An 11674-nucleotide genomic window follows, 5' to 3' on the forward strand; every position below is an offset into this window, starting at 1 on the left:
AACAAGCACCACCCGGTCGGGGGCCGCATCCAGGTGGAGGACGACCGGCATGTTGTAGACAGCGGACGGGCCGTCGAACTGATTGACGAGCCAGAGGCGGCGCTGGGCGTGGGAGAGCGGCACCCGGTCCCCGGGAGGCAGGGGGTCCTCGTGGACGACCGCCAGCCGGGGGTCGGTGGTGCGCAGCACCTTGCGGTTGATCTTCCCGGAGCTGGTGCGGGGCAGGGCGACGACGATCGAGACGGTGGGGACGGCGGCGGCCGGCATCCGTTCGCGTACCCACGCGCGGAGTTCCTCGGCACTGGTGCCGCCGTCGGTGACGACGAAGGCGACGAGCCGCTTGACGCCGTCGGCGTCCTGCTGGGCGACGGCGGCGGCCTCACGGACGGCCGGATGGCCGGCGAGGACGGAGTCGACGGCGGCGGGGTCGATGCGCTGGCCGCCGATCTTCACTTCGTCGTCGAGGCGCCCGTGGTACAGGATCTGCCGGTCGTCGCCGATGGTGACGAGGTCGCCGGTGCGGTAGGCGCGTTCGCCGTCGAGTTCGGTGAAGCGGCGGGTATTGAGATCGGGGCGGTGGAGGTAACCCCGCGTCAGTCCCCCGCCGAGGAGCCACAGTTCACCGGCGACGACGGCGGCACGGACGCCGGGCAGCGGGCGGCCGATGGGCACCGGCCCGGAGTCGTGCCGGGTGAGGTCGGCGACGGTGGCGACGACGGTGGTCTCGGTCGGGCCGTAGGCGTTGAGCAGCCGCACCCGGTCTCCGACAAGACCGCGCCACTGCGCGATCCGCTCGGGCAGGGCGGCCTCACCGTAGATGACGACCGTGCGCAGGGCGGCGGGCAGGCGGACGGAGCCGGTGGTGAGAACGTAGACCAGCTCGTGCCAGTAGGCGGCGGGAAGGTCGAGGAGGGTGACGCCGAACTCCTCGCAGCCCGCGAGGAGTTCGGCGACGTCCAGCATGTCGTCGGTGCGCAGCACGAGGGTGCCGCCCGCACCGAGGGTCGTGAAGATCTCCTGGATGCTGGCGTCGAAGTGCAGCGGGCTGAACTGCAGGACGCGGGCGTCGGCGCCGATGCCGTACGCGGGGGTGGCACCGGCGATGAAGTGGGCGAGGGAGTCGTGGGCGACGACGACACCGTTGGGCACACCGGTGGAACCGGACGTGTAGATGACGTAGGCGGCGTCCTCTCCCGCGCCGGGCCCGCCGAGGACGAGTTCGCCGTGGCGGGCGACCTCGGCGGGCTCGGGGGCGTCCTCGCCACAGGCATCCCGCAGGATGGCGGCGTTGCGGGCATCGGGGGCCTGCACATCGAGCGGCAAGTAGGCAGCACCGGTAGTGAGAACGGCAAGGAGACCGACGATCGCGTCGATACCACGCGGCCGGTGGAGGGCGACGAGGCGGCCGGGTCCGGCGCCCTGGGCGGCGAGTTCGGCGGCCCGGGCGCGGACGGCGGCGCCGAGTCCGGCGTAACTCAGCCGGGCGTCGGCGTGGACCAGGGCGATGGCGTCGGGGCGGGTCCGCTCCTGGTGGGCGATCAGGTCGAGCACCGGCGGCGCGACAGCCGGAGAGGGTCCGCCGTCGAGCAGGTCGTCCGTTCTGCTGGGGGGCATGCTGAGTTCCTCCGGTAAGGGGCCGAGAGACCGGGGCGAACGGTTCCTCTCGCCTCCGTGACCACCACGCTAGGGGTGGGGCAGGGCCGTCCGGGGCAGGAGACGCGGCAGCTCCGGGCGGCAGAAGGAGCCGCCCGGAGCTGCCGGTCGTGTAGTACGGGGTGGGGTGAGGGTGTTCAGCGGCCGGTACGAGTACCGGCGCGGGTGCGGCGCTTGAGCGCGGGGGCGGGGGCCGGGGGCCGTGCGGGGCCGGCGGCCGGGGTGTGCGGACGGGGCTCGCCGGGGGTCCTGGCGTCGCCGCCGGGCCGTGTGGTGTCCCCGGGCCTGGGAGGCTGTGTCGCGGCGTCGTCGAGCAGGCGGGCGAGGGCGGTGGCGGTCGGGTTGCGGAAGACGTCCCTCAGGGTGAGGTCCTGTCCGAACTCGGCCCGGATCCGGTTGAGGAGCCGCACGGCGAGGAGCGAGTGTCCGCCCGTCTTGAAGAAGTTGTCGCCGCGTCCGACGTCCCGTCCGCCGAGCACCTCCCGGAAGAGCGCGAGCAGCCGCTCCTCGTGGGCGCCGATCGGAGCCGCCGTCTCCCCTGCCGGGCCGCCGGGCCGAGCCCCGCCGCCGACCGTGATCCGGGCGGGGGCGAGGTACTCGGGCAGCCGCCGCTCCGCCCAGGCGCGCAGCTCCGCCTCGGTCACGGCGGTGCCGGGCACGCAGGTGACGGTGGCGTGCAGCCGGTCGTCGTGGACGTCCACGGCGGCGCCGGTGACGGCCGGGTGGGCGAGGAGCGCCTCCTCGACTCGGCCGGGTTCGACCGGGTAGCCGCCGGCGGTGAGGGTGGCGACCGGGCGCAGGGTGCCGTCGGCGGAGACGTACGCCCTCCGGCCGGTGGCGCGCAGCCTGCCGCCGGGCACCGGGGTGTGCACCTCGCCGGGCACCCGTACGGGCGCGGGGCGGCCCTGCTCGTCGAGGACGGTCACGGGTGTGACGGGCGCGTCGCCGTCGTACCGGTGCGCGGAGAGCGGTGCGGCGGGGTCGGCGGCGAAGGCGTCGAGGGTCTCGGTGAGGCGCCGAGCCAGGAGCCGGGCGGTGTCGGCGTCGTACAGCGCGGTGGCGTACTCCAGGGCGCCGCGCAGGCCGCCGGGGCCGCCGTCGGGACCTGTCAGTTCGGTGAGGGCGAAGGTGAGGTCGCTCTTGGCTCCGGTGCCGGTGAAGGCGACCGGTTCGCCGTCCAGGACGGACGGGGTGCGGCCCGTGGTGTCGGCGGCGTGGACCTGGAGCATGACCTGGACGAGCGGGGCGTGGGCGGCGGAGCGCTGGGGGCTGAGGTGCTCGACGAGCCGGTCGAAGGGGAGGTCCTGGTGGCTGTAGGCGGCGAGTCCGGCCTCGCGGACCCGGTGGACGAGGTCGGTGAAGGCGGGGTCTCCGGAGGTGTCGGTGCGCAGGACGAGGGTGTTGACGAAGAAGCCGACGAGGGGGTGCAGGGCGTGGTCGGCGCGGCCTGCGACGGTGGTGCCGAGCACGATGTCGGTGCCGGCGCCGTGCCGGGTGAGGAGGGTGGCGAGGGCGGCCTGGACGACCATGAAGAGGGTGGCGCCGTGTGCGCGGGCGCAGCGGAGCAGGGCCTGGTGGGTGGCGGCGCTCACCTCGAAGCCGGTGAGGGCGCCGGTGCCGTCGCTCTCCAGGGGGCGTGGCCGGTCGGTGGGCAGGGCGAGGAGCGGTGGCATGCCGTCGAGGGCGGCGCGCCAGTGGGCGAGCTGCTCGGCGGCGATGCCGGGGATGCGCTCGGCTCCGTCCGTGCCGCCTGTGCCGTCCTTACCGCCCGTACCGTCTGTGTCGCCTGTGCCGACTGTGCCGTCGAGGAGGGCGTGCTGCCAGAGGGTGTAGTCGGCGTACTGGACGGGCAGCGGCTCCCAGCCGGGTGCCCGGCCCTCGGCGCGGGCGCGGTAGGCGGTGTCGAGGTCGGCGAGCAGGCAGGAGGTGGACCAGCCGTCGGCGGCGATGTGGTGGACGAGGAGGACCAGGGTCTGGCGGCCGTCGTCACCGGTGACGAGCGTGGCCCGGAAGGGCAGTTCGGCGGCGAGGTCGAAGACGTGGGCGACGGCGGTGTCCACGGCGGCCCGGACGGCGTCGGGGCCGCCGGCGCGGACCTCGTCGAGGACGGGTGTCCGGTCGTCGAGGGCGAGCTGGTACGGCTCGCCGCCCGCCGAGCGGTAGACGGTGCGGAGCACCTCGTGCCGCGTGGCGACGTCGGCGAGCGCGGCGGCGAGGACGGCCGGTTCGAGGGGCTGGTGCAGGCGGGTGACGACGGGGATGTTGTAGGTGGCGCTGGGGCCTTCGAGCCGGCCGACGAACCACAGACGGCGCTGGGCGGCTGAGAGCGGCAGCCGGGCGGGGCGCAGGGCGGCGGGGACGGGGCGGAGCGGGGGCCGGGCGGGGCCGTCGGCGCGCTCGTCGAGGCGGCGCAGGAGCTGTCGGGGGGTGGGGGCGAGGAAGAGGTCGCGGATCGCGGCCTGGAGGCCGAGGGTCCCGCGTATCCGGTTGGCGAGTTTCCCGGCGAGGAGCGAATGGCCGCCCAGCTTGAAGAAGTTGTCGTCGGGCAGGACGTCGTCGCGGTGGAGGATCTCGGCGAAGAGGCCGCGGAGGATCTCCTCCCGGGGGTCGGCGGCGGTGTTCTCCGCGCGTCCCCGCCCGGGGTCCGGGGTGCCGGGGGTCTCCGGCTCGGCGGCCCGGGCGGCGGCGAGGGCCTCGTGGCGTCGCTCGACGGCGTGCCGCTCGTCGTCCGTGGCCCATTCGATCCCGCTCAGGGGCGTGTCCGCCGGCTGTTCGGCGAGTGCCGCGAGCGCCCGCCGGAAGAGGCCGAGCAGGAGGTGGGCGGTGTCCTCGTCGTACAGGTCGGTGGCGTACTGGAGGCCGAGGAGGAGGGGGCCGGGCACGCCGTCGTCACCGTGGGTGCCGGCGCAGTGGAAGCCGAGGTCGAACTTGGCGCTGCCGAGGTCGGCTCCGTCGAGGACGGCGGGGATGCCGCCGAGGGACGTCGTGTCGTCCCGGCGGTCCTGAGCGCTGACCATGACCTGGAAGAGGGGGTGGCGGCCGAGGGAACGCTCGGGGTTGAGGTCCTCCACGAGGAGGTCGAAGGGCAGGTCCTCGTGGGCGAAGGCGGCGAGGTCGGCGTCGCGGACCCTTCGTACGACCTCCGCGAGAGTGGGGTCACCGGTCAGATCGGTGCGCAGGGCGAGGGTGTTGACGAAGAAGCCGACGAGATCGTCGAGGGCTTCGTCGGGCCGGCCGGCCACGGGGGTGCCGACGACCTGGTCCGGTCCGGCGCCGGCGGCGCGGAGGGCGAGGGCGAGGGCGGCCCGGACGACCATGAAGAAGGTGGCGCGCCCGTCGCGGGCGACCCGGGTCAGCGCCAGGTGGGTGACGGCGTCGAGTTCGGCGGTCACGAGGGCGCCTCGGTGGCTGGGTTCGGCGGGCCTTGGGCGGTCGGCGGGGAGCCGGGTCTCGGCGGGGGCGCCGTCGAGGGCTTCGCGCCAGAAGTCCAGTCGTCGCTGGGTGAAGTTGCGGTCGGGGGACAGGAGTTCGTGCTGCCAGAGGGTGTAGTCGGCGTACTGGACGGGCAGCGGCTCCCAGCTCGGTTCCCGGCCCTCGGCGCGGGCGCGGTAGGCGGTGCCGAGATCCCCCAGGAGACAGCCGACCGACCAGCCGTCGGTGGCGATGTGGTGCACGGACAGGACGAGGACCACCGCCTCCTCGCCTTCGGCCTCGAAGAGGCCCACCCGCAGGGGAAGTTCCCGGGTGATGTCGATGGGGAGGCGGGCGAACTCCGTCACCTTCTCGTCGACCTCGCCGGCCGCGCAGGCGACGGTCTCGACGGGCACGGAGGTGCCGGTGAGGATCTTCTGGTGGGGCTCGCCCTCCACGGCCGGGTAGACGGTCCGCAGCACCTCGTGCCGTTCCAGGACGTCCCGTATCGCCGCTTCGAGGACGGTGGGGGCGGGGCGGGTGGCGAGGCGGAGGACGACGGGCGCGTTGTAGGCGGCGGAGGGGCCCTCCATCCGGTTGAGGAGCCACAGCCGCCGCTGGGCGTACGAGAGCGGCAGCAGTGCCGGACGGAGCGGGGCGGGTACGGGGCGGAGTGTGGGTCGCGCGGTCCCGTCGCCGGTGCCATCGCCGGGTGTGCCGCCGTCTGCGTCGAGGTCGAGGCGGCGCAGGAGCTGTCGGGGAGTGGGGGCGAGGAAGACGTCGCGGATCGCCGCCTGGAGGCCGAGGGCCGTGCGGATCCGGTTCGTGAGCTTTCCGGCGAGGAGCGAATGGCCGCCCAGTTTGAAGAAGTTGTCCTCCGCGAGGACGGTGTCGGTCCGGTCGAGGATCTCGGCGAAGAGGCCGCGGAGGATCTCCTCCCGGGGGTCGGCGGCCGGTCCGGTGCCCCGGTGTTTCCTGGACCCGGGCCGGGGCGTGGAGCGGCCGTGTGCGGCCGCCGCGGCGAGGGCTCGGTGGCGGCGGTCGACGTCCGCCTGCTCCTCCTCGGTGAGGAGGGTGAGGCCGCTGACCTGGGTGGTGCCGGGCTGTTCGGCGAGGACCGTGAGGGCTCGGCGGAAGAGGCCGAGCAGGAGGTGGGCGGTGTCCTCGTCGTACAGGTCGGTGGCGTACTGGAGGCCGAGGAGGAGTCCGCCGGGTTCCCCGTCGGTGCCGGTCCGCTCCTGGCAGTGGAAGCCGAGGTCGAACTTGGCGGTGGCGAGGTCGGCGTCGTCGAGTGTGGCGGGGATGCCGCCGATCCGGAGTTCCGTGTCCTGCTGGGCCTGGGCGCTGACCATGACCTGGAAGAGGGGGTGGCGGCCGAGGGAACGCTCGGGGTTGAGGTCCTCCACGAGGAGGTCGAAGGGCAGGTCCTCGTGGGCGAAGGCGGCGAGATCGGCGTCGCGGACCCTTCGTACGACCTCCGCGAGAGTGGGGTCACCGGTCAGATCGGTGCGCAGGGCGAGGGTGTTGACGAAGAAGCCGACCAGTTCGTGCAGGTCCTCCTCGGGCCGGCCGGCGACCGGCGTGCCCACCACCTGGTCGGGGCCCGCGCCGGCGGCGTGGAGGGCGAGGGCGAGGGCGGCCCGGACGACCATGAAGAGCGTGGCCCGGCCGTCGCGGGCCACGTCGGCCAGCGCACGGTGGGTGGCCGCGTCCAGTTCGGTGCGGACGAAGGCGCCCGCGTGGGTCGGTTCGGCGGGCCTGGGGCGGTCGGCGGGGAGCCGGGTCTCGGCGGGGATGCCGTCGAGGGCTTCGCGCCAGTGGGCGAGCTGCTCGTGGGCGGTGCTCTCCGGGTCGTCGGGGTCGCCGAGCATGTCCCGCTGCCAGAGGGTGTAGTCGGCGTACTGGACGGGCAGCGGCTCCCAGCTCGGTTCCCGGCCCTCGGCGCGGGCGCGGTAGGCGGTGTCGAGATCCCCCAGGAGACAGCCGACCGACCAGCCGTCGGTGGCGATGTGGTGCACGGACAGGACGAGGACCACCACCTCCTCGCCTTCGGCCTCGAAGAGGCCCACCCGCAGGGGAAGTTCCCGGGTGATGTCGATGGGGAGGCGGGCGAACTCCGTCGCGCTCTCGTCGACCTCGCCGGCCGGGCACCGCGCCGCCTCGACCCGTACCGGGGGGTCCGTGACGATCCGCTGGTGCGGCTCCCCGTCCACGGCCGGGTAGACGGTCCGCAGCACCTCGTGCCGCGCCACCACGTCCCGTACCGCCGTCTCCAGGGCGGCCGGGTCCGGCCGGCTCGCGAGGCGGAGCACCACGGGCGCGTTGTAGGCGGGGGTCGGGCCCTCCAGCCGGTTCATGAACCACAGACGCCGCTGGGCGTAGGACAGGGGGATCACGGTTGCTGCCTCTCGTGAAGGACGGGGGCGGGTGGGTGGACCGGTGGTGGGGACCGCGCCGGTGCGGCGGGCGGTCAGGCATCCCGCGCGGCTGTCAGCTCCTCGATGTGGGCGGCGAGGTCGCGGAGCCGGGGGTGCGCGTAGACGGCCTTGACGGGGAGGGTGACGGAGAGTTCGGCCCGGACCCGGGAGGCCAGCTTGATGGCGAGGAGGGAGTGGCCGCCGAGCTTGAAGAAGTTGTCGTCGGGGCCGATCGAGGCGGCGCCGAGGACCTGTGCCCAGACGCGGGCGATGAGTTCCTCGGCGGGGCCGGAGAGGCCGCTGCCGGCCGGGGCCGCCGGGCCGCCCTCCGCCTGGCCGGTCTGCGCCTGACAGGTCTGCGACGCCGGGGTCGCGGCGCGGGTGGGCAGGGCGGCGCGGTCGAGCTTGCCGCTGGGGGTGGTGGCGAACCGTTCCACCGCGACGAAGACGGACGGCAGCATGTACGCGGGGAGGGTCGCGGCGAGTGCGGTGCGCAGGGCCTCGGCGTCGCCGCCCCGGTGGTAGGCGAGCAGGGCGGGGCTGCCGGCGGCGTCCTCGCCGAGGATCACGGCGGCTTCCGCGACGCCGTTCTGGCGGGTGAGGACGGTCTCGATCTCGGGGAGTTCGATGCGGTGGCCGCGCAGCTTGACCTGGCCGTCGGCGCGCCCGAGGTAGACGAGCCGGCCGTCGGGGAGGAGGCGGCAACGGTCGCCGGTGCGGTACGCGCGTGCGCCGGCGTTGGAGTCCCCGGCCTGGGTCGTGGTCGGGTCCGTCGCCGGGTCCGCGACGAAACGTTCCGCCGTGAGGGCGGGCCGGTTGCGGTAGCCGCGGGCCACGCGCGGTCCGGCCAGGTACAGCTCGCCGGTCTCGCCGGGGGCGACCGGGGCGAGCTTCTCGTCGAGGAGGCGCATGCGCAGGCCGGGCAGGACGGTGCCGATGTGGGGCTCGCCGGGCCGGTCGATCAGGCCGGCGGTGGCGTCGACGGTGCACTCGGTCGGTCCGTACACGTTGAGGGCGTGCAACAGCCCGGAGCCGTGGGCGGCGGCGAGGCGGTCCCACAGGGCGGGGCTGATGGCCTCGCCGCCGATGAGCAGGGTCAGCGGGCGGGGGCCGCCGTCGGCGGTGAGGAGATCGAGGAGCGGGTCGGCGTGGGAGGGGGTGATGTCGAGGTCGGTGAGGCCCCGGGCGTCGACGAAGGCGGCGAGGAGGGCGGGGTCGCGGCGGGTCTCCTCGTCGATCATGACGAGGGTGTCGCCCCGGCAGAGCCGTACCCACTGCTGTACGGAGGCGTCGAAGGACGGAGAGGCGTTCCAGCCGACCCGGCGGCCGTCGCCGGTGGCGGCCCCGGCTCCCTCCAGCTCCGCGAGGAGCAGCGAGGCGGCGCCCCGGCCGATCTCCACGCCCTTGGGGCGGCCGGTGGAGCCGGAGGTGTAGATGACGTAGGCGAGGGTGTCGGCGGTGACGGGGGCGGGACGGTACGGGGCCGCCGGGCCGGGGGCGGGGGCCGGGGCCGTCAGCTGGGCGAGGGTGAGGGTACGGGTCCGCGGGGCCGCCGTGGGGTCGGTGTCCGCGTCCTCGACGTCCTCGACGACGATCAGGTCCGCGCCGGAGTCCTCCAGGAGGTAGCGGCGGCGCTCGGCGGGCAGCGCGGGGTCGACCGGCAGGTAGGCGGCGCCGGCCGTGAGGGTGCCGATGAGGGCGGTGACGAGTCCGGCGCCGCGCGGCAGGCAGAGGGCGACGAGGCTCTCCGGTCCGATGCCGAGGGCGGTGAGCCGGGCGGCGACGGCGGCGGCCTCGGCCCGCAGCTCGTCGAAGCTGAGCTCGCGGTCGGCGGAGACCACCGCCGTACGCCCGCCGGGGGCGGTGGCGAGCCGGGCGAGGAGGTCGGCGTGGCCGGTGCCGGCGGCGCACGCGGAGCAGGAGCAGGGAGCGGGCTCGGCAGTGGGCGCGGATGCCTCGGCGAGGGCGGTGGCGGTGGCGGTGGCGGTGGCGGGCGCCTCGGCGGGAGCGGGGGCGGGCGCGATGGCGGTGGTCGTGGTCTCGGGGAGGACGGCGGTCATGGCGGGGCTCACATTCCGTACGGGTGGGTGGAGGGGGCGACGGTCGGGGAGCAGTCGGACAGCGGGATCGGTTCGCCCATGGCGACGAGGATCTTGCGGGCGCCGGTGTACGACTCGCGGCCGTGCGCGCAGAGGATGTTGTCGACGAGCATCAGGTCGCCGGCCTGCCAGCTCTCCCGGACGGTCACGGCCGCGTAGGCGTCGTTGACGGCGTCGACCTCGGCGTCGGTGAGGGCGGTGCCGTCGCCGAGCCGGGTGTCGAACGGCAGGCCGTCGGCACCGAAGGTCTCGACGAGGACCTCACGGACGTCCTCGTCGAGGCTGCGCGCGTTCCAGAAGGCGAAGTGGTTGAACCAGACGCGCTCGCCGGTCACCGGGTGGGTGATGATCGCGGAGCGGAGCTGACGGGTCCGCAGGGTCTCCTCGTCGAGCCACTCGTAGCCGATGGAGTGCGCGTCGCAGTACTCCTCGGCGCCGGCCGGCTCGTCGGAGGAGAACGCCTTGCGCCAGGGCATGCCCGCGAGGTCGGAGTAGTTGCGGACCAGGAGCCAGCCGGCCTTCTCGAAGCGGGCGACCAGCTCCGGCGGGAGGAGGGCCAGGGCCCGGCGCATGTCGCCGACGGTGGTGGCGCCGCCGGTCTCGGGGGCGGTGACGCAGCCGAAGAGGAGGACGCCGGGGAAGTCGAGGGTGTAGCTGTTCTCGTTGTGGAGGCGGATCGGCTGGGCGGCCGGCAGGTCGGTGGAGGAGAACACGCCCTCGCCGAAGTCGGTGCGCGGGGTCGCCTTCTCCTTGTACCCGGCGCGCTCCGCGATCAGCGCGTCCCGGGCCTGCGCGAAGGTGGCGGCGTCCGTGACGGGCAGGCCGCGCAGCATGACCGCGCCGGAGCGGTGGAGTTCGGTCTGGATCTCGGAGCGCCGGGCGTTCAGCCAGGCGGTGGCCTCGGCCATGGTGGACAGCGGCGGCGTCTGAACGAGGGCGGGCTTGCCGGGCTCCCGGACGACGGTGAGGGCGTCCTGGGTGCCGGGGGCGGGGACGGGGGCCTCGGTCCGGGCCTGCTGCGGGGCGAAGGTGGTCATGGTGGGTTCCTCGTCTTCGGAAGGGCGGGGGGAGCCGGGGACTCAGGCCGTGGTGGTGGCCGGGGTGGTGGCGAGGGCTTCGAGCACCGGGTTGAGGCGGGCGAAGAATCCCGTCAGGTCCTGCTGGAAGTAGAAGTGGTCGCCGGGCAGGACCTCGGGGACGACCTCGTGCCCGGCCACCAGGGCCCAGCCGTCGAGCAGGTCGACCTGCACGATCGGGTCGGCGTCGCCGCCGAAGACGGCGACCGGGCAGTCCAGCCGTACGTCGGGCGCGGTGCACCGGTACGCGTCGTCGATCGCGAAGTCGGCCCGGATGGACGGCAGGACGATCTCGCGCAGCTCCGGGTCGTCGAGGATGCCGTCGTCGGTGCCGCCGCGCTCCTTGATGGCGGCCACCAGCTCGTCGTCGTCGAGCCGCTCCGGGTGCACCGGGCACTGGTTGGGCAGCACCGGCGCCCGGCAGGCGGAGGCGACGAGCCCCAGCGGGGTGCGGCCGGCGGCCTGGAGGGCCCGGGTCACCTCGAAGGCGACCAGGGAGCCCATGCTGTGGCCGAGCACGACCAGGGCACCGGTGTCCGCCGGGAGCGCCTCGACGACGGGCAGGGCCAGGTCGTCGACGGAACCGGGCAGGTCCTCGCAGTAGCGGGCGCCACGGCCCGGGTACTGCCCGATGAGCAGACGGACGTCGGCCGGGAGGTGCTCGCGCCAGACGCTGTACGCGTGGGCGTTGCCGCCCGCGTGCGGGAGGACGAGCAGCGACAGGCGGTGCGGGGCGTCACCGGGCAGGTCCCAGACGACGTCCTCGGGGGCGGGAGTGAAGGAGGAACCGGTGGAGGCGCTCATGAGCTGATCCGATCTGTCTCGGTGCGGCGGCGGAGGGCCGGTCGGGCCTTCCGGGCGGCCGGAGCGGTCTTGAGGGTGTCGATGTGCGCGGCGAGCCGGGCCGGGGTGGGGTGCTGGAAGACGTCGCGCACGGTGAGGCGTACGTCGAGGGCACTGGCGATGTGGTTGGTGAGACGGGCCCCGAGGAGGGAGTGCCCGCCGAGGTGGAAGAAGT

The 11674-nt window shown here is 74.7% G+C and carries 6 protein-coding genes; all 6 read right to left on the minus strand.

All coding sequences use genetic code 11. From position 1 onward, the window contains the following. Positions 1 to 1614 (minus strand): amino acid adenylation domain-containing protein (locus QK442_RS35530; RefSeq protein ID WP_282698269.1); only part of this gene is annotated, 1614 nt, incomplete at its 3' end. Positions 1615 to 1790: 176 nt separating this feature from the next. Next, complete coding sequence (locus QK442_RS35535; RefSeq protein WP_282698270.1) at positions 1791 to 7460, minus strand: condensation domain-containing protein; 5670 nt, start codon at positions 7458 to 7460, stop codon at positions 1791 to 1793. 74 nt (positions 7461 to 7534) lie between these two features. Continuing rightward, on the minus strand, positions 7535 to 9541 hold the full coding sequence (locus QK442_RS35540) for a non-ribosomal peptide synthetase (protein WP_282698271.1): 2007 nt from the start codon (positions 9539 to 9541) through the stop codon (positions 7535 to 7537). Positions 9542 to 9549: 8 nt separating this feature from the next. After that, positions 9550 to 10617 carry a TauD/TfdA family dioxygenase gene (locus QK442_RS35545; RefSeq protein WP_282698272.1) on the minus strand — a complete coding sequence of 356 codons (1068 nt, stop codon included), beginning with the start codon at positions 10615 to 10617 and terminating at the stop codon, positions 9550 to 9552. Between the two features lie 42 nt (positions 10618 to 10659). Continuing rightward, entirely contained in the window at positions 10660 to 11460 is an 801-nt protein-coding gene (locus QK442_RS35550; protein WP_282698273.1) for an alpha/beta fold hydrolase, read from the minus strand. Beyond that, the coding region (locus tag QK442_RS35555) for an acyl carrier protein (protein ID WP_282698274.1) at positions 11457 to 11674 on the minus strand (218 nt) is incomplete at its 5' end. The genes QK442_RS35550 and QK442_RS35555, both read right to left, overlap by 4 nt.

The organism is Streptomyces sp. CC208A (assembly GCF_030010625.1).
GTDB lineage: Bacteria > Actinomycetota > Actinomycetes > Streptomycetales > Streptomycetaceae > Streptomyces.